Raw genomic sequence first — 18,541 nt, 5'->3', positions numbered from 1 at the left:
TCAGCACATTTCCGGCTCGCACGGAAGTGCGCTGTGTCCTACCAGACAGTAGGGCGATCCTCTGGTCGCTGTTTCGTAACGGGTTATAGGCTCGCGAGCGTGGGAGTACCGACAGCAGTACCCGTTTCGCAAGAGCCGGGACTGAAATTAGGGTGGCCGGACCGAGCCGACAAAGCGCGGCTGCATTACGTGTCCGGCAAGGGCGGGACCGGAAAATCTACGGTCGCAGGCGCTTTGGCGCTCGCATTGGCCGCCGGCGGGCGCCGGGTGCTGCTGGTCGAGGTGGAGGGCCGCCAGTCGATTGCCCAATTGTTCGATCTGCCGCCGCTGCCACCCACCGAAACCAAGATCGCCACCGCCGACGGTGGCGGCGAGGTGATGGCGCTGGCCCTCGATATCGAACACGCCTTCCTGGAATATCTCGACATGTTCTACAACCTCGGCTTCGCGGGCCGGGCGATGCGCCGGATGGGCGCCATCGAATTCGTCACGACCATCGCTCCGGGGCTGCGCGACGTGATACTGACCGGCAAGATCAAGGAATGCGCGGTCCGCACCGACAAATCCGGTAAGCGCGTCTACGACGAGATCGTGGTCGACGCCCCGCCGACCGGTCGCATCGCCGGATTCCTCGACGTCACCAAGGCCATGGCCGAGGTCGCCAAGGGCGGGCCGATCGCCGGGCAGGCCGAGGGCGTGGCGGCGCTGCTGCATTCCGAGCAGACCGTCGTCCACCTGGTCACCCTGCTCGAGGCGCTGCCGGTGCAGGAGACCGCGGATGCGATCGCCGAGTTGACCGAATCGGATTTCCGGATCGGCACGGTCATCGTCAATCGCGCCACCGAGGGCTTTCTCCCCGCCCCGGTGCGTGCCCGCGTCGCGACCGGTGACCTCGATCTGGACGCCGTCCGCGCGGGGCTGGCCGAGGCCGGAATCACGGTGGACGACAACGACTTCCAGGGCCTGATCCAGGAGGCCGTGGAACATTCGGCCACCCTGCAGGCCCAGGACGACAGCTCCGCCGAACTGGCGAAGGTGGATATCAGCCGCCTGTATCTGCCGGCGTTGCCCGACGGTATGGACCTGGGCGGACTGTACGAACTGGCCGAACATCTGAGCGCGCAGGGAGTCCGCTGATGAGCCATCCGAGCCCGCTGATCCCGCCGGCGACTCCGCTGCTGGATGTCGGGGCCGTCATCGCCGACCCGACCGCCCGGGTGGTGGTGTGCTGCGGCTCCGGCGGGGTCGGCAAGACCACCACCGCCGCGGCGATCGCCTTGCGCGCGGCCGAACAGGGCCGCAAGGTCGTGGTACTGACCATCGACCCGGCACGACGGCTGGCCCAGTCCCTGGGCGTCAGCGACCTCGGCAACGCTCCCCAGCGCGTCCAACTGCCCGAGACGGCCAAGGGTGAGCTGTACGCGATGATGCTCAACATGCGCCGCACCTTCGACGACATGGTGCTCGAGCACACCAGTCCGGACAAGGCCGAGCAGATCTTCGCCAACCCCTTCTATCAGACCGTCGCCTCCTCCTTCGGCGGAACGCAGGAGTACATGGCGATGGAGAAGCTGGGCCAGCTGGTCGCCAAACGCGAGTGGGATCTGGTCGTCGTCGACACCCCGCCCTCGCGCAATGCCCTGGACTTCCTCGACGCGCCCAAGCGGCTCGGCAATTTCCTCAACGGCCGGATGATCCGCGTCATCATGGCGCCCGGCCGCGGCGTGGGCCGCTTCGTCACCGGCGCGATGAGCCTCGCCGTGCGCGGGGTGTCCACGGTCGTGGGCGGGCAGATGCTCAAGGACGCGTCGCTGTTCCTGCAGTCGCTGGAATCGATGTTCGGTGGCTTCCAGGACCGCGCCGAACGCACCTACGCCATGCTCTCGCGGCCCGGAACCCATTTCGTGGTGGTCGCCGCGGCCGAGCCGGACGCGCTGCGCGAGGCGTCGTTCTTCGTGGATCGGCTCTCCACCGACGGAATGCCGCTGGCCGGGCTGGTTCTCAATCGCACCCATCCGGTGCTGTGCACCCTCTCGTCGGCTCAGGCGACCGCCGCCGCGGACCGGCTGAGCCCCGGCCCGGGCAGCGCCTCCGACGGCACCTCGAAGGAGGCCGTGGCCGCCGCGGACGCCGCCACCGATCCCGCGACGCTGACCGCCGACATACTGCGCATCCACGCCCATCGCGCGGTCACCGCCAAACGCGAACAGCATCTGCTGCACCGCTTCACCGGCGCCCATCCGCGGGTGCCGATCGTGACGGTGACCGCGCTGCCGTTCGAAGTGTCCGATCTGGACGCGTTGCGTGCGGTCGGCGAACAGCTCGCCGGATCCGACGCGGCCTGAATTCTCCAATGGTGATGACGTGCGGCCCCGATTCCGCACGTCACCGGGCGAAAAACGATCCGAGCCCGCACACGCGGACTCGGACCCGTACGACTATTCGACTACATCGCGACCTTCTGCTGACGCTGGGCGCGGAAGAAGTCCGCCCAGGAGGTCACCTCGGGATGCTGCTTGAGCAGCGCACGCCGCTGCCGCTCGGTCATCCCACCCCACACACCGAATTCCACTCGATTGTCGAGAGCGTCGGCACCGCACTCCATGAGCACCGGGCAGTGCCGACAGATGGTGGCCGCCTTGCGCTGGGCGGCACCACGCACGAACAACTGGTCGGGATCCACTTCCTTGCATCGGGCCTGGGACACCCAGGCGATTCTCGCTTCGGCCTGCTCCACGTCCAATCGAGCGATGGGGGTAGTCATGTGCATTTGGTGTGCCCCTTTGCAGTCCGAACACCGGGTCAACGGCGCTCCGGAATCGCGTGCAGCCCACAGCAACCCAACCCCGCTGCGCTCCGCACCACATTCCACTTTGAGTGTTAGCTCTATCACACTGGGTTCTCAATCTAGGTAAAGGTATGGGCCCAGCGCAAGACCGTGCCCGTAATTTCTGGTACGCCCGTCCCTGCGGAGGCCGCGCGACCAGGTGTCATGGCGCGCCGCCGACCGCGCACCGCGCGTGTGACGGCGGGCCAATTAGGCTGGGGCGCGTGCCGATCTCACATACGCTCGCGAGGCTCGCCGGCGCCTGCGTCCTAGCGGCCGTACTCGTCGCCGGATTGCTGTTCCCGCTCGCCGGCGGCTTCGGGTACATGTCGAACCGCGCAGCCGATGCCGTGGACAACGTTTCCTCGGAATTGGTGGCGGGCACCGCGCCGGCGGTGTCGACGATGGTCGATGCGACCGGAGCCCCCATCGCGTGGCTGTACGAACAGAGACGTTTCGAGGTCCCGAGCGACAAGATCGCCAACGATATGAAGTTGGCGATCGTCTCCATCGAGGACAAACGCTTCGCCGAACACGGCGGCGTCGACTGGCAGGGCACGCTGCGCGCATTCCTGACCAACACCTCGAGCGGTGAAGTCCAGCAGGGCGCCTCGACCATCGACCAGCAGTACGTGAAGAACTTCCAGCTGCTGGTGGTCGCGAAAACCGACGCCGAACGCCGTGCCGCCATCGAAACCACGCCGGCCCGTAAACTGCGCGAAATCCGAATGGCGCTGACCTTGGAGAAAGAACTCACCAAGGACGAGATCCTCACCCGCTATCTGAATCTCGTACCGTTCGGCAACGGCTCCTACGGCATTCAGGACGCCGCGCAGACCTATTTCGGCGTCGATGCCAAGGATTTGAAGGTCGCGCAGGCCGCCATGCTCGCCGGTATGGTCCAGTCCAGCTCCAAACTCAACCCCTACACCAACCCCAAGGGCGTGCTGGAGCGGCGTAATACCGTGCTGGACACCCTGATCCAGAACATTCCGAGCCGGGCCGACGAATTCCGGGCCGCGAAGGAACAGCCGCTGGGTGTGCTGCCGGAGCCCAAGGGCCTGCCGCGCGGATGCATCGCCGCAGGTGACCGGGGTTATTTCTGTGATTACGCGCTGCAGTATCTGGCCAATGCCGGTATCAGCAAGGATCAGATGGACAAGGGCGGATATCTGATCCGCACCACCTTGGATCCGGCGGTGCAGAATTCGGTCAAGGCCGCCGTCACGGCGAACACCGATCCGAATCTGGAGAATATCGCCGAGGTCATGAGCATCATCGCTCCCGGCCAGGACTCCCACCACATCCTGGCGATGACCTCGAGCCGTACCTACGGTCTGGATCAGGGCGCACATCAAACGGTCCAACCGCAGCCGTATTCGATGGTCGGTGACGGCGCCGGATCGATTTTCAAGATCTTCACCACGGCCGCCGCGATGGAGAAGGGCCTGGGCACCAGCGCTCAGTTGGACGTGCCCTCGTTCTTCGCCGCGAAGGGGATGGGTAACGGTGGCGCTCCGGGCTGTCCGCCCGCCACTTATTGCGTGAAGAACGTCGGCAATTACCGATCGCCGGAGTCGGTGACCGAGGCGTTGGCGCAGTCACCGAATACCGCGTTCGTCAAGCTCATTCAGGATGTCGGCGTGACACCGACGGTCGATATGGCGGTACGGCTCGGGATGCGCTCCTACACGGAAGCGGGCACCTCCGGCCACGGCAATCAGAGCCTGGCGGACATGATCAAACAGCAGAATCTGGGCTCGTTCACCCTGGGCCCGGTCGCGATCAATCCGCTGGAATTGTCCAATGTCGCAGCGACGCTGGCCTCCGGCGGAAAGTGGTGCCCGCCCTCGCCGATCGCCGAGGTGATCGACCGCGACGGTAAGCAGGTGCCACTCACCCAGCAGGCCTGTGAACAGGTCGTCGAGCCCGGGTTGGCGAATACGCTGGCCAATGCGCTGAGCCAGGACGCCGTGGGCGGTACCGCAGCCGGTTCGGCGCATGCGGTGGGCTGGAACGCCCCGGTCTCGGCCAAGACGGGAACCACCGAAACCCACCGGTCCTCGGCATTCCTCGGCTTCACCAATGCGATGGCCGGCGCCGCCTACATCTACGGCGACTCCCCGACGCCCGGCGAGATCTGCTCGTTCCCGCTGCGTACCTGCGGTGACGGCAACCTGTACGGCGGTAACGAACCGGCTCGCAGCTGGTTCGGCGGTATCAAACCGGTACTCGACAAATTCCCGCCGCCCGGATTGCCGCCGCTGGACGACAAATACGTGCGCGGCTCGAACAACGCGCAGATTCCGGATGTGAACGGGATGTCGGAGTCCGAGGCCCGCTCGGTACTCATCGGCGCCGGCTTCCAGGTGTCGACGGTCACCACGCCCGGGTCGGCGGCGAAGGGCACGGTCACCGCGACCACGCCGAACGGCTCGGCCATTCCCGGATCGGTGATCACGGTGCTCGTCAGCGACGGCACCCAGCGGGAGATTCCGCGCCCCGGACCGGCGCCCGCCCCGCCGATGCTCCCGGGTCTGCCGCCGATACCGAGGCTGCCACCGATCCCGATTCCGATCCCCCGGTAGCGATACGCGAGAGGCCGGCGAATGTGCGACACATTCGCCGGCCTCCTGCTTTGTCCGGGTAGCGGCCCTACAACCGGGCTTTGACCGCGGCCGAGATCCGCGAACCATCGGCCCGGCCCGCGGCCAGCGCCGTCGCGACCTTCATGACCTGGCCCATCTGCTTCACGCCCGGGCGCTCGCCGAGCTGCTCGGCCACATCGGCGATGGCGGTGTCGGCGATGTCGGCGACCTCGGCTTCGGTGAGCGGGGTCGGCAGATATTCGTCGATGATCTCCTGCTCGGCGCGCTCGTTGGCGGCCAGCTCGCCGCGACCGTTCTGTTCGTAGACGACGGCCGCCTCATTGCGCTTCTTGGCCTCCTTGCCGAGGACCGCGATGACCTCGGCATCGGAGAGCTCCTTCGCCTCGGTACCGGCGACCTCGGCGTTCTGCACGGCTGCCAGCAGCATGCGCAGCGTGCTGAGGCGCAACGTGTCCTTGGCCTTCATCGCCGCGGTCAGATCGGCGCGCAACTTCGATTTGAGTTCCGACATGCGCCACACGCTAGCCGTTGCGGGCGGACCCTCCCACCGCATTTCCGCGTGTCGAGCCGGGTGGACGGGCACGCCGACGCCCCACAAACCGGATGCCTGTGCGGAATCACACTCGGTATTCGTCACAGTGGTCGCCTATTCTGGGCTGATGCCCGTATTCTCGTCCCCCACACTTCGACGAGCAGCGCTGGGCTCCGGAGCTAAGGTCGCCGCCGCGGCCGCCGGTACCGCAGTGGCCGGAATCGGCTATGCCTCGCTGATCGAACGCAATGCCTTCGTCCTGCGCGAGGCCACGATGCCGGTGCTGCAGCCGGGCTCGTCGAGCCTGCGTGTGCTGCACATCAGCGACCTGCACATGACGCCCGGCCAGAAACTCAAACAAGCCTGGGTTCGCGAACTCGCCGCCCTGGAACCGGACCTGATCGTCAACACCGGCGACAATCTCGCGCATCCGAAGGCTGTGCCCGCGGTGGTGCAGTCGCTGACGGCGTTGCTCTCCCGTCCGGGCATCTTTGTGTTCGGCAGTAACGACTACTTCGCGCCCGTGCCGAAGAACCCGCTCAAATACTTCGACAAGAACCACAAGCGCGTGCACGGCGATCCGCTGCCCTGGCAGGATCTGCGCGCGGCGTTCACCGAACGCGGCTGGCTGGATCTGACGCATGTGCGGCGCGATCTCGAGGTCGCCGGAATCAAGATCTCCACGGCCGGCGTCGACGACCCGCATCTGGCTCGCGATCGCTACGACACGGTCGCCGGCTCGCCGAACCCCCTGGCCGATCTGAGCATCGGACTCACCCATTCGCCCGAACCGCGGGTGCTCGATCGGTTCGCCGGTGACGGGTACGACCTGGTGCTGGCCGGTCACACCCACGGCGGGCAGCTGTGTCTGCCAGGATTCGGCGCGCTGGTCACCAACTGCGGTATCGATCGGTCCCGGGTGAAGGGGCCGTCGCGCTGGGGTGCGCACACGCGGCTGCACGTGTCCGCGGGTCTGGGCACCTCGCCGTGGGCGCCGTACCGCTTCTGCTGCCGCCCCGAGGCGACCCTGCTGACGCTGGTGGCTGCCCCGCCGAAAGGCCCCATCGCCGACAGTGGCCATGGCGTCTCGGAATCGGAGGCCGTGGCGCGCTAGGGTGGCGTGCCGAGGCACGACATCAGGCAGGGGTACACGGTGAACAGTGGGTTCGAGCGGAACGACGACCCGACCGCGCGACGAGAACCCACTCCCGACTCGAACGAGACCCCGCCGACACTGGCGATCCGGCGGGTGCCGGGCGCGACTTTCCCTGTGTCACAAGGATCTCCGTGGGCTCGGCCGGGGTCGATCCCTACCGCTCCCGGCAGCGCGTCCGAACCCGCGCGATCCGGCTCCCCGGCCGAGCCCGCGGCGCCGGACGCCGGCCGGTCCCCTGGATCGCTGTTGGTCGGGAACGACACTGCCGGAGGACAATCCGGGCCGGCCCATCCGTGGTCGCCGCAGGGCGGCGCGAGCGGAGACGCCTCTCGCGGCACGAATGCGGGCCCCGGACCCCACCATCCCGACGCTCCTTCGACATCGCAGGGCATGCCGCCGGGCTTCGCTCCGTCGCCGCACGGTTTCGCCGCCCCGGGCGGGCCCGGTACGCCGCACAACCCGAATCCCTTCGGCGGGCAGTGGAATTCCGGTGCGCCGGGCGCACGGTCGGGGCCGGGCGGATCCGATGCGCCCACCACCGCCTTCGGGGCCCAACCCGGGACGCCGCAGTGGCCGGGCAGCGCGATACCGGGCACGAATAGTGCTTCCCAGCAACAGTTCTCGGCACCGCACGGTAACGGGCGCCCCGAGCCGGATTGGCAATTGGGGGTCGGATCACATCCCGCGCCGCAGCAGGCGTCCTGGGGACCGCCGACAGCCCAGCATCCGCACACCGCGCTGCTACAGGCCCCCGAGCAGCAGCGGCGGCGAAAAACTCTGCTGCTCAGCGGAATCGGAGTGCTGGTCGTCGTGGCGATCGGCGCGACGGTGGCGGTGGTCGCGAGCCGGCATTCCGACTCGCCGACCGCCGCGGGTCCCGGCAAGCCCTCCATGGTCAGTGCGCTCAGTAGCGAAAACCAGCCTCCCCCACCGCCGTCGCGGCCGCAGCAGACCGCGCCGCAGCAGTCTGCGCCGAAACCGCAGCCCGGCCCCGCGCCCCCGCCGATGGTTCCGGGCTACCAGGTCGTTCAGATTCTGGATCGGGGTGCGGCCTACGACGCCCCCGCGGAGTGGAAGGTCGATCCGATCGGTACCGCCGCCTGGGGTTCGGGATCGAACCCGCTGGAGATCGCCGGCTTGGCACAGGACGGCAAGAACTACTGCCCGAACTACACGCGGACCAACGCCTTCCTCACCATGTCTCCGCAGGCGGACCCGGCCGCGGCCGCCGCGGATATCGGGGCCCGGATGGCCAAGTTCGGCTGGTCGAACGCCACCGTCGCCGCCCCGGCCCCCGCCCAGCCGATGGTTTCGCTGGACGGGCAGCTGCACGGCGCCTTCGTGGAGACCACCGGCAGCGCGCCCCCGCCGGCCCCCGGCTGCGCCACGACCTTCGCGGTCTATACCTTCGCCTTCCCCAGCGAGAACGGGAACTTCGTCATGACCGTCGCCGCCGACACCGGCGTCGACAAGTCCGTGGACAAGGAAACCGCCAAGCGCATCCTCTCCACCATCCGCCCCCTGCCTGCCCGCTGACCTGCGGATTTAATGATCCGCTCCCCCCTGCTGTAAGCTACGACAGGCTCAACTCACGGGGTGTGGCGCAGCTTGGTAGCGCGCTTCGTTCGGGACGAAGAGGTCGCAGGTTCAAATCCTGTCACCCCGACTCGTGTGTGGAGACACGGCAGAGGCCCTGACCAATCCACTGGTCAGGGCCTCTTGCTTTGCCGATCACCCCGCTGCGAATCTCATCCTCGGTGGGTGAATGCGCACCCGCGCAGGGAGGCCGACACTGTCGATCGACGGAGGGGATGTCGACGAAAGCAGGCCGCAGATGAGTTCACCGCGTTCGTCCCGACCGAACATCGTGTTCTTCCATGTCGACAACCTCGGTGCGGGGGAATTGTCCTGCTACAGCGGCGGACCGTTTCGCGGCCTGTGGACCGAACGCATCGACCGATTCGCCGGTGAAGGCTTCCGGCTCACCAACTACGCCCCCGAAGCTCAGTGCACGCCGACCCGGACCGCATTGCTGACCGGCCGCTACGCCATCCGCACCGGCAACCATTCCGTCCCCCTGGGCGCGCCCCAGGGGTGGGGATTGGTCGCCTGGGAGCGCACGCTCGGCGACATCTTGTCCGACCACGGTTATGCATGCGCCGTCTACGGCAAATGGCACGTCGGCGAAGGGCGAGGCCGCTGGCCGACCGACCACGGATTCAGCGAATGGTCCGGCCCGCCACGCACCTACGACGAAGCCCTGTGGCCCGAGGATCCCTGGTACGACCCGAACCGAGATCCCGTCTCCCGCATGGTCACCGCCCGTGCCGGCGACTCCGATGTCACAGCGGGCGAACAACTCACCCTCGACGTGCGCCGCGATGTCGACCTCGACTACCTCACTCGCACAGCACGATTCATCCGCGCCGCCACCGCCGCCGGGCAACCGTTCTTCGTCTACTTCAACCACTCACTGATGCACATGCCCGTCCTACCTCGCCTCGACTTCGCCGGTCGCACCGGCAACGGCGACTGGGCCGACGCCCTGCTCGAACTCGACACCGACTTCGGTACGGTGCTCGACCTGCTCGACGAACTCGGCATCGGCGGCGACACGGTGGTGGTATTCGCCGGAGACAACGGACCGGAGGAAATGCTGCCGTGGCGCGGTACCCCCGGTTATTGGGAAGGCTCCTACTTCGCCGGCGGCGAAGGAAACCTCCGCACCCCCTGCATCGTCCGCTGGCCCGGCCACATCCCAACCGGCGTGGTCAGCGACGACGTCATGCACGTCACCGACTGGTTCACCACCCTTCTGACCGCGGTCGGCGCACCGGTCCCCGACGACCGCGTCATCGACGGCATCGACCAATTGGCCTGGCTCACCGCACGACACGACGAATCAGCCCGCGACGGTTACCCCTACTGGCAGGGCGATCAGCTCTACGGCATCAAATGGCGGAACTTCAAACTCGTGTTCAAGCAACAGAAATACTCCACCGACGCCGTCGAAAACCTGCCCAGCCCACACCTGATCAACCTGGTCACCGACCCTCAGGAACGAGAACCGTTCAACTACCGATACCTCCACACCTGGGTCGTCACCCACATGACTCGCGTCCTCGGCGCCTACCGGGAATCCCTGGCCCGCGAACCGCTCATCCCCGCCGGCGCACCACTCGACCACATCCCCGCACCGGAGCCCTGACGCACGCGGCTTCGATACCTCGACGACAACGCTGTGCCACGTGGCGCACACGCGCCGACACATCGGTGACCCGTCCGCCGGGCGAGCTCCCTTCCCATTTCCGGGACCATCGGAATTCCCTGTGCTACAACTTTGTTCGTGGCGGCACTCATCGGCTTGGTGGCGATTCTGGGGATCATCATCCTCATTGCGGGAGCGGTTCTGTTGGTCGTCAGTCTGGTCAAGTCGTCCGGGCGGCGCCAGGGTGGTGCGGCGCCGGTCGCGCCGCAGAATCAGGATCTGCCGATGTGGACCCCGCCGCAGCACCAGGATCTGCCGATGTGGACCCCGCCGCAGCACCAGGATGTCCCGCTGTGGACGCCTCCGCAGAAGCAGGACGTCCCGCTGTGGAGCCCGCCGCAGCAGAATTCGGCTCAGCAGAGTTCGGCTCAGCAGCCGCAGACGCCGTATTGGTCGTCCGGACCGCGATAGACCGGCGAGGGCCCGAGGCGCCGGCCGCGCCCTACTCACTCCAGATTCGCGAGCATCTCGCGCTGGTGCCGATACCCGATGGTTTCGTAGCCGACCACGGTGATGAACGGGGAGATCATCACGACCAGCAGGCAGACGGAGATCGAGACGCCGAACGCGGCGAGGATCACCGCGAGGGCCAGCACCAGGGCCGTGAGGGTCAGCAGCAGGATGTGGAACGGGTCGGGCGCCGACAGCAGCAGCGTGTGCAGCAGGTAGACCATCAGCAGGTAGACGCCGACCGGCAGCGCCAAGGCCAGGACCACCGCGACCGGGCCGATATGGGAGTGGTGCTCGAGTGACAGGCCCGCGACGTGCAGGCCCGCGCCGGCGCCGGCGATACCCATGTAGAGCGGGATGTGGCCGTATCCGAACAGGTAGCCGCGGTTGCGGCGGTGCACGAGGATCTCGCCGAACGGGGTGGTGAAGTACACCCACCACATGCCGAAGGTCAGGCCCACGCCGGCGACCACGATCGCGATCGCGTCGGCACTCCAGTCCGCACCGTCGCTGCCGCCGAGCAGCCCGCCCGAGGAGGCGACCGTGCCGACCACGCCCTCACCGAGGGCGATGATGGCGAACAGGCTGTAGCGTTCGGCGACGTGGTGCGGATGCCACGGGGTGCCGCTCGCGCGGCCCTGGGTCAGCACCGGTACGAGCAGTTCCAGCACGCCGAGCAGCACGCATCCCACACCGGCGACGAGCAGCGGCATGGGGACGAATGCGATGATCACCCAACCGATTTGGGCGATGATCGTCCAGCGGATACTCCCGTAGCCGACGTGCCGGAAGGAGGGCGACTCCCGCCCGGCGCGCCACCACTGCAGCACCATCGCGATCCGCATCACGATGTAGCCGACGACCATCACCCGCACGTCGAGGTGATCGCCCACGTCGACCGAGTGGAACATCGCGGGCAGGCCGAGGGCGAAGACCACGACGCCGATCATCACCACCATGGTGAGCACGCGGTACAGCCAGTCGTCGGTGTCGAACGCCGAGGCGAACCAGCTGAAATTGATCCAGGCGTTGACGATCGCGAACATCGCCAGCACGAAGGCGACCACCGCCTTGCCCGCGTGCCCGTCGGCCACCATCTCGGCGAAATACGACGCCGAGGTGCCGACCGCGACCACGAAGGTCAGATCGAACAGCAGCTCCAGCGGTGAGGACACGCGTCCGGGTTCGTCGGGATCGCGGCCGGTCATCGGGATGCGGCGGTGCGCCGGTCCGCGGGCGCCGCCGGTGGTCGCGGAGTCGCTCATGGGCACCGATGATGCCGTACCGGCGGGTCGGCTCGCCGCTACCGACCCGCCGGGGCACGATGTGCGTGCGGCGCTACTTCCCGGACGCGTCCGAGGACTGCAGCAGCGAGTTGAACTTGTTCGTGTAGAACTTGCTCGGATCCAGCTTGTGATCGATGGCCCCGGTGTCCTCGAGCCAGCTCTGCCAACGGGTGAAGTCCCCGTCCGACAGTTTGCCGTAGCGGGCCGGAACACCCACGGACAGCCAGTATTTCAGCGTCGAGGTGTCCTCACCGGCGCGGTGGCGGGCGTTGATGATGTCGGTGAATTTCGCGATCACCTGGTCGCGCGGCGTGCTGCGCTCCCACTCGATCGCCTTCGCGACGCCGGTGGTGAAGGCGCGGACCACGTCGGGGTTCTTCGCGATGAAGTCGTTGCGGAAGACGTAGGGGCCGCCGTTGATCGGGCCGCCGTATTCGTCGAGTTCGGTGAAGATCGGACGCACCCCGCCGTTGGCCACCGCACGCTGCTGGAACTGGCCGTTCAATGCCGCGGCGTCGATCTGTCCCTGACGCAGCGCCTGTTCGATATTCGGCGGCGGCAGCGCCACCAATTGCACCGATTTGATCTGGTCGACGCTCAGTCCGGCCTTTTTCAACGCATCGTGGATATCGGCCTCGTTCTGGCCACCGAGCGTATTCACGCCGACCTTCTTGCCGACCAGATCGGCGGCCGTACGAATCGGGCTGTTGTCGAGCGTGTAATAACCCTGGAAGGACTTTTCGTCCGACCCGTAGTAGTTGACCACCGCGGTGATGGGCGCCCCGGCGCCGGCCAGCTTGGCGACCGCACCGGCGAATGCCCCGCCGAAGTCGATCTGCCCGGTCGCGGCGGTCTGGATTTCCTGCGGACCGCTGATGGTGTTGCCGACGTAGTCGAGTTTGATCTTGCCGTCGAAGAATCCGAGGTTCTCCGCGACCTCCGGAAGCGTGACCTGATCGGTCCAGCCCAGATACCGCAGCGAGGTCACCCCGTTCTCGGTGTGGGCGGACCCTCCGCTGCCGCACGCGGTGAGCAGCACAGCGGCAGCCGTACCGGCTGCGAAAATGGATAATGCGGTGCGGATACGTCCGGACATCAGGTAATTCCTCTCGACACTGCGCACGGCGGCACGGTGGTGCGCGTCGGCCCGGCCGAGCCTAGGTGGTGCGAATTACGAAGCCTCCCCTTTGAATCACGACGATTCGGTTGGAGCGATTGCATTCCGGGCGAGTCCAACCCTTTCGGACACCTGCGCGAATGCGGTAGATCTGGGGATTACCGCCCGCGAACGAGGATGAGGATGTGCGATGACCGACCGCGTACTCCCGGTACTCGATCTGACGACCGCGGATTCCGATCCACTGCGGTTCCGCAACGAATTACGCGAGGCCACACACGAATTCGGTTTCTTCTATCTGGTCGGTCACGGCGTCGCACCCGAGCGCGGCGCCGAACTGCTCGCCTTGGCGCGGCGGTTCTTCGCGCTGCCGGAGGCGGCCAAGCAGGAGATCAGTCAGTTGCGCAGCCCGCAGTTCCGCGGCTATTCGCGACTCGGCGGCGAGCTGACCAACGGCCGGGTCGACTGGCGCGAGCAGATCGATATCGGGCCGGAGGCCGAGGCGATCGCCGGGGCGGAGGGGTACTGGCGATTGCAGGGCCCCAATCTCTGGCCGACGGCACTTCCGGAACTACGTCCCGCACTGCGTGATTGGGACGAATCTCTCGCTCGGGTCGGGCGTGCCCTGCTGCGGCACTGGGCCGCGGCACTCGGTGCGCCGGAGAACATCTTCGATCCCGCGTTCGCGGACCGCCCGGCCACCCTGATCAAGGTGGTCCGCTATCCCGGTAACCCGGACAATCCCCAGGGCGTCGGCGCGCACAAGGATTCCGGTGTGCTCACACTCCTGCTGGTGGAACCGGATTCGCACGGTCTGCAGGTGGAGCTGTCGTCCGGCGATTGGGTGGACGCGCCGCCGCTGCCGGGCGCCTTCATCGTGAATATCGGCGAATTGCTCGAGGTGGCCAGCGGCGGCTATCTGCGTGCCACCCGGCACCGCGTACTCGCCCCGGAACCGGGCACCGACCGCATCTCCGTCCCGTATTTCCTGAATCCGGCGCTGAACGCCCGCATACCGCTGCTACCACTGCCACCGAACCTCGCCGCGGACGCACGCGGAGTCACCGCCGACCCGGACAATCCGATTTTCGAGACGTACGGGCAGAACGCCTGGAAATCACGCATCCGGGCGCATCCGGACGTCGCCGAACTCCATCACGGCATCACCCCGAGCGCACCCGCGCGGGTGTATTGACTCACGGCTTGCGGCCGACGCCGCCCAGGATGCACCGGCGCACGTCCGACAGCGGTGTGAGCCGCGGTCCGTCCGGCCACCAGTCGTCGCACAGTACGAGCCCCGGTTCGACCATCTTCAAGCCGCCGAACAGGGCCTGAATCTCCTCCCGGGTGCGGAATCGCCCGCTGCCCATCGGACTGTGGACGAACCTGTCCTCCATCTTGCGGGCCAGTTCGCTCGGCCCGGAGTCCTCCGGATCGTAGAAGTGCGCGATCGCCACGTACGAACCGGAGGGCAGCGCGTCGATATAGGTCCGCATCAGGGCCGAGGCGTCGTCATCGAGATAGTGCTGCAGGGTCCCGATCTGAAACAGCGCCAGCGGCCGGGAGAAGTCGAGGTCGTCGCGCACCGTCGGGTCGGTGAGCACCTCGTGCGGGCGGAAGATGTCGCAGGCGACGATGCTGGTCTGCGAATTCGACTCGAGCAGCGCCCGTGCGTGCGCCAGCACCATCGGATCGTTGTCGACGTAGACCACCCGGGCCTCCGGCCGGATCCGCTGCACCACCTGATGGGTGTTCTCCGCCGTCGGCAGCCCCGACCCCAGGTCGAGGTACTGGTCGATCCCGGCCTGCGCGGCCAGGAAGCGGCACGCTCTGATCAGGAAGTCGCGGTTGGCCCAGGCCAGATCGTTCACCTGCGGGGCCACGGCACGCACCTGGGCGAGCACTTCACGGTCGACTTCGAAGTTGTCCTTGCCGTTCAGGGCGGCATCGTAGACGCGCGCGATACTGGCACGAGCGGTATCCACCCCGACCGGCACCACACTCGGGTACGCGGCAGAAGACTGCGACATGAAGGCTCCCCTGGCATTGCTGAAACGGCATTGCTGAAACGCTGACCCTGTGGAACTGGTACCCGGCACACAGCCGTCGCACTACAGACTGTGTTACGCCGAGTCTCCCCTATTTCCTGGGCTTACGGGCGCATACCCGACATTTCATCGCGCGGAGATCCGCTCGCCCCGTCGTCGCGACCTGCGATGACCGTGGTCGCACGGGCGCCGGTCGTTGGTATAGTCCGCAGAGTTCTCGCGATGGGAACGGGAAACCGGTGTCAATCCGGTGCGGTCGCGCCACTGTGTTCAGCCCATGCTGTCAGCCAGACCCCTTTCGTCGCTGCGCACGGACGGGGACGCGGGTTCCCCAGAAGGGTTGGGGCCCATGTCCTCTCGTCGCCGTCTACTTCGCGATGTCCTGCGGGACTGGTCCCGGCGCGACTGGCTGGAGGCCGGGGTGCTGCTCGGCGTGGTCGCGCTGATGCATCTGATCGGATTCGGCCTGCTGTTCGGTGCGATCGCCCCGCACGGTTATCACATCGGCACCGAGGTCTTCGGCATCGGGCTGGGCATCACCGCCTACACCTTCGGGCTGCGTCACGCCTTCGACGCCGACCACATCGCCGCCATCGACAACACCACGCGCAAGCTGATGAGCGACGGCAAACGCCCCAAGTCGGTCGGATTCTGGTTCGCGATGGGACATTCCACGATCGTGTTCGTCCTCGCCGCGCTGGTGGTGGCCGGTGCGCACGTGGTGGGCACACTGGTCGACGAGGACTCCTCGACCCGCAAGACACTCGGCACCATCTCGACCGTGGCCTCCGGCTCGTTCCTGTATCTGATCGGTTTGCTCAATGTGGTTGCGCTGATCGGTATCTGGCGCGTGTTCCGCCGGCTGCGCGACAGCGGGCACTACGATCGCGCGGAACTGGAGGCGGCGCTCGATTCGCGCGGATTCCTGGCACGCCTGCTGGCGCCGGTGATGCGGATGGTGGGGCGGCCGGTGCACGTCTATCCGGTCGGTGTGCTGTTCGGCCTGGGGTTCGACACCGCGACCGAGGTGGCGCTGCTCGCACTCGCCGGGTCCGGCGCGGCGGCCGGACTGCCCTGGTACGCGATCGTGGTGCTGCCGCTGCTGTTCGCCGCCGGGATGAGCGTGATGGACACGATCGACGGCCTGTTCATGAACGTCGCTTACGACTGGGCGTTCTCCGATCCGGTGCGCAAGATCTTCTACAACCTGGCCATCACCGGTCTGTCGATCGCGGTGGCCCTGTTCATCGGCTCGATCGAGCTGATCAAGGTGCTGCACGACGACACCGGATTCGGCGGTCCGGTGGCGGAGTGGATCGCCGGCATCGACCTCAACAACGCGGGATTCGCGATCGTCGGATTGTTCGTCCTCGCCTGGATTGTCGCGGTCGCCTACTGGCGGCTGGCGAAGGTGGACGAGCGCTGGGCGCCCGCGCCGACCGAAGAATCGGCCTGACCGTTCGAACCGCATCTCGTCGAGCCGCACACAATCGGCGGCCGACGACCGAAATTCTTGCGACGGCGATCACACCTGTGCCATAGTTCGCTGCATATGTGAGACGGAGCAGTCTCGCATTAGTGAAGGAGCCGAGTGTGACCGAACCTTGGACGCGCCGCATCCGCCGGACGACCTGCGTACTCGCCGCGGCGACGGCGCTGACCGTCCTGGCCGCGGTGGTGGCCCATCCGCCCAGCGCCACCGCCGAACCCGCGCCGGTCGCACCCGCGGCCCCGATTCCCCTGCCGCCCGAGCTGGATCCGGGCTTCTATCACCCCGCGGCGGAGATCGTCGCGGCGAAACAGCCCGGCGAGATCATCGCCGCGCGGCAGGTGCGGGTGGCCAATCTGGGGCTGATACCGGTCAACGTCGACGCATGGCAGATCTCCTACCGGTCGAACGACAGCCGGGACCAACCGATTCCGGCGGTGGCGACAGTTCTGAAACCACGTGGTTCGGCGCCGGACAAACTTGTCTCCATGCAGATCGCCGAGGACTCCCTGGCCGGCTACTGCGCACCCTCCTACGCGATCCAGCACTTCTCGGCCGGTCCGTTCCTGGGCCAGATCGTCGCCCCGGCCGAGTTCGTCATCGCCCAGGGGGCGTTGCAGCAGGGCTGGGCGGTGGTGATTCCCGATCACGAGGGACCGAACAACGCCTACGCCGCGGGTCCGCTCGCCGGCCGGATCACCCTCGACGGCATTCGCGCGGCCCGCGACTTCGAGCCGATGCGGTTGAGCCCGCAGACCAGGATCGGTCTCTACGGCTACTCCGGCGGCGCGATCGCGACCGGCCACGCCGCCGAACTGAAAAGCAGCTACGCCCCGGATCTGAATATCGTCGGCGCGGCCGAGGGCGGTGTGCCCGCGGATCTCGGCATGACACTGAACGTGGCCAACGGACAAGCGACGTCGGGCCTGGTTCTTGCCGCGGTGATGGGCCTGACGCGCGAGTATCCGGAGTTCGCCCGCTTCGTCGACGAGCATATGGACCCGCTGGGCAAGGGCCTGACCACGCTGCAGAGCGGATTGTGCGTGCAGTATGTCAGCGCGCTGCTGCCGTTCCTGAATCTGAAAGGGATGCTGCGGGTTCCGGGTGATCCGATGCAGCAGCCCGCGGTGGCCGCCGTGCTCGACGAGACCCGGATGGGTCGATCGGTGCCGGATATGCCGATGTACATCTGGCAGGGCAATCCGGACGAGATCATCCCGGTCGGCCAGGTGAACACCCTCGTCGACAGTTACTGCCGAAACCCCTCCGCCACAGTGCAATACACCAGGGAACACTTCGCCGAACACGTGGCCACCGAGATCTCCGGCGGCGGGGCAGCGATGCTGTGGTTGCGCGACCGGCTCGACGGCGTGCCGGCCCAGCCCGGGTGCCACACCGCCGATGCCGGATGGTTGTTGCTGGACCCCAACGGTTTCCAGATGCTGGCCTCGACCTTCGGTGAGACCTTCGCGTCGTTCTTCGGCAAGCCGATCGGCGTGAAGTAAACCGGAGCGATCGGCGCAGGACGCCCGGCACAGCGAGGTGCGGGGAGACGAAGGGCCCGTTCGACGTGGGGGGCGAACGGGCCCTTCGAGTACCGGTGCGCCGGTCAGCGAATGCGCAGCCGCCGGCTCAGACGCAGTGTCAGCAGGGTGCTCTTGAGCTGCTTCTCGAACGGCATACCCGCCCGCGCCGAGAGCACCTGCTTCTTCTGCACGCCGACATTGACCGTATCGGTGTATTTGAGCAGACCCGCATC

At 67.0% G+C, this 18,541-nt stretch carries 15 protein-coding genes and 1 tRNA gene; 11 read left to right on the top strand and 5 right to left on the bottom strand.

Annotation, left to right across the window (positions count from 1 at the left end):
- Positions 1 to 99: 99 nt before the first annotated feature.
- Entirely contained in the window at positions 100 to 1,137 is a 1,038-nt protein-coding gene (gene bagA / locus RJ03_RS01710; RefSeq protein ID WP_051024132.1) for an ATPase BagA, read from the top strand.
- Positions 1,137 to 2,345 carry an ATPase BagB gene (gene bagB, locus RJ03_RS01705; protein ID WP_051024130.1) on the top strand — a complete coding sequence of 403 codons (1,209 nt, stop codon included), beginning with the start codon at positions 1,137 to 1,139 and terminating at the stop codon, positions 2,343 to 2,345. The genes bagA and bagB overlap by 1 nt, the downstream gene beginning before the upstream one ends.
- A gap of 101 nt (positions 2,346 to 2,446) precedes the next feature.
- On the opposite strand, the gene RJ03_RS01700 is transcribed toward bagB, so the two are convergent.
- Positions 2,447 to 2,770 carry a WhiB family transcriptional regulator gene (locus RJ03_RS01700; protein WP_030516437.1) on the bottom strand — a complete coding sequence of 108 codons (324 nt, stop codon included), beginning with the start codon at positions 2,768 to 2,770 and terminating at the stop codon, positions 2,447 to 2,449.
- Between the two features lie 281 nt (positions 2,771 to 3,051).
- On the opposite strand from RJ03_RS01700, the gene RJ03_RS01695 reads away from it, so the two are divergent.
- On the top strand, positions 3,052 to 5,415 hold the full coding sequence (locus RJ03_RS01695; RefSeq protein WP_036497371.1) for a penicillin-binding protein: 2,364 nt from the start codon (positions 3,052 to 3,054) through the stop codon (positions 5,413 to 5,415).
- 67 nt (positions 5,416 to 5,482) lie between these two features.
- Here the strand turns inward: RJ03_RS01695 and RJ03_RS01690 are convergent, their stop codons facing one another.
- Positions 5,483 to 5,947 carry a GatB/YqeY domain-containing protein gene (locus RJ03_RS01690; protein WP_036497370.1) on the bottom strand — a complete coding sequence of 155 codons (465 nt, stop codon included), beginning with the start codon at positions 5,945 to 5,947 and terminating at the stop codon, positions 5,483 to 5,485.
- Between the two features lie 148 nt (positions 5,948 to 6,095).
- Here RJ03_RS01690 and RJ03_RS01685 point away from each other — a divergent pair, with 148 nt between their 5' ends.
- The 5 genes from RJ03_RS01685 to RJ03_RS01665 all read left to right on the top strand — a co-directional run bounded on the left by RJ03_RS01685 (position 6,096) and on the right by RJ03_RS01665 (position 10,803).
- Positions 6,096 to 7,082 carry a metallophosphoesterase gene (locus tag RJ03_RS01685; RefSeq protein WP_036497369.1) on the top strand — a complete coding sequence of 329 codons (987 nt, stop codon included), beginning with the start codon at positions 6,096 to 6,098 and terminating at the stop codon, positions 7,080 to 7,082.
- Positions 7,083 to 7,514: 432 nt separating this feature from the next.
- Positions 7,515 to 8,660: a DUF8017 domain-containing protein gene (locus RJ03_RS01680; protein ID WP_036497368.1), complete on the top strand. Its 1,146-nt coding sequence runs from the start codon at positions 7,515 to 7,517 to the stop codon at positions 8,658 to 8,660.
- A gap of 56 nt (positions 8,661 to 8,716) precedes the next feature.
- Positions 8,717 to 8,790: transfer RNA gene (locus tag RJ03_RS01675), tRNA-Pro, on the top strand.
- Between the two features lie 168 nt (positions 8,791 to 8,958).
- Positions 8,959 to 10,332 (top strand): sulfatase-like hydrolase/transferase, encoded by a 1,374-nt coding sequence (locus tag RJ03_RS01670; RefSeq protein WP_036497367.1) that lies wholly within the window; start codon positions 8,959 to 8,961, stop codon positions 10,330 to 10,332.
- A 138-nt stretch (positions 10,333 to 10,470) separates the two neighbouring features.
- Positions 10,471 to 10,803: a hypothetical protein gene (locus RJ03_RS01665; protein ID WP_157163318.1), complete on the top strand. Its 333-nt coding sequence runs from the start codon at positions 10,471 to 10,473 to the stop codon at positions 10,801 to 10,803.
- A 35-nt stretch (positions 10,804 to 10,838) separates the two neighbouring features.
- Here RJ03_RS01665 and RJ03_RS01660 read toward each other — a convergent pair whose 3' ends face one another.
- Both RJ03_RS01660 and RJ03_RS01655 read right to left on the bottom strand, forming a co-directional pair.
- A complete protein-coding gene (locus tag RJ03_RS01660; RefSeq protein WP_036497364.1) occupies positions 10,839 to 12,107 on the bottom strand; it encodes a low temperature requirement protein A in 1,269 nt (422 codons plus the stop codon).
- A gap of 73 nt (positions 12,108 to 12,180) precedes the next feature.
- Entirely contained in the window at positions 12,181 to 13,224 is a 1,044-nt protein-coding gene (locus RJ03_RS01655) for an ABC transporter substrate-binding protein (protein ID WP_051024128.1), read from the bottom strand.
- Between the two features lie 211 nt (positions 13,225 to 13,435).
- Here RJ03_RS01655 and RJ03_RS01650 point away from each other — a divergent pair, with 211 nt between their 5' ends.
- Positions 13,436 to 14,440 carry an isopenicillin N synthase family dioxygenase gene (locus RJ03_RS01650; protein ID WP_036497362.1) on the top strand — a complete coding sequence of 335 codons (1,005 nt, stop codon included), beginning with the start codon at positions 13,436 to 13,438 and terminating at the stop codon, positions 14,438 to 14,440.
- Position 14,441: 1 nt separating this feature from the next.
- Here the strand turns inward: RJ03_RS01650 and RJ03_RS01645 are convergent, their stop codons facing one another.
- Complete coding sequence (locus RJ03_RS01645) at positions 14,442 to 15,275, bottom strand: SAM-dependent methyltransferase (protein WP_036497360.1); 834 nt, start codon at positions 15,273 to 15,275, stop codon at positions 14,442 to 14,444.
- Positions 15,276 to 15,642: 367 nt separating this feature from the next.
- On the opposite strand from RJ03_RS01645, the gene nicT reads away from it, so the two are divergent.
- Together nicT and RJ03_RS01635 are read left to right on the top strand one after the other, a co-directional pair.
- Positions 15,643 to 16,749 (top strand): Nickel transporter NicT, encoded by a 1,107-nt coding sequence (nicT, locus tag RJ03_RS01640; RefSeq protein ID WP_051024126.1) that lies wholly within the window; start codon positions 15,643 to 15,645, stop codon positions 16,747 to 16,749.
- Positions 16,750 to 16,886: 137 nt separating this feature from the next.
- Positions 16,887 to 18,287, top strand: coding sequence for a lipase family protein (locus RJ03_RS01635; protein WP_051024140.1), 1,401 nt, complete (start codon positions 16,887 to 16,889; stop codon positions 18,285 to 18,287).
- Positions 18,288 to 18,541: the final 254 nt, after the last annotated feature.

Source organism: Nocardia aobensis NBRC 100429 (genome assembly GCF_000308375.1).
In the GTDB taxonomy this organism is placed as follows: domain Bacteria; phylum Actinomycetota; class Actinomycetes; order Mycobacteriales; family Mycobacteriaceae; genus Nocardia; species Nocardia aobensis.
The sequence above is the reverse complement of the archived record's forward strand: the minus strand, read 5'-3'. Positions and strand labels throughout refer to the sequence as shown.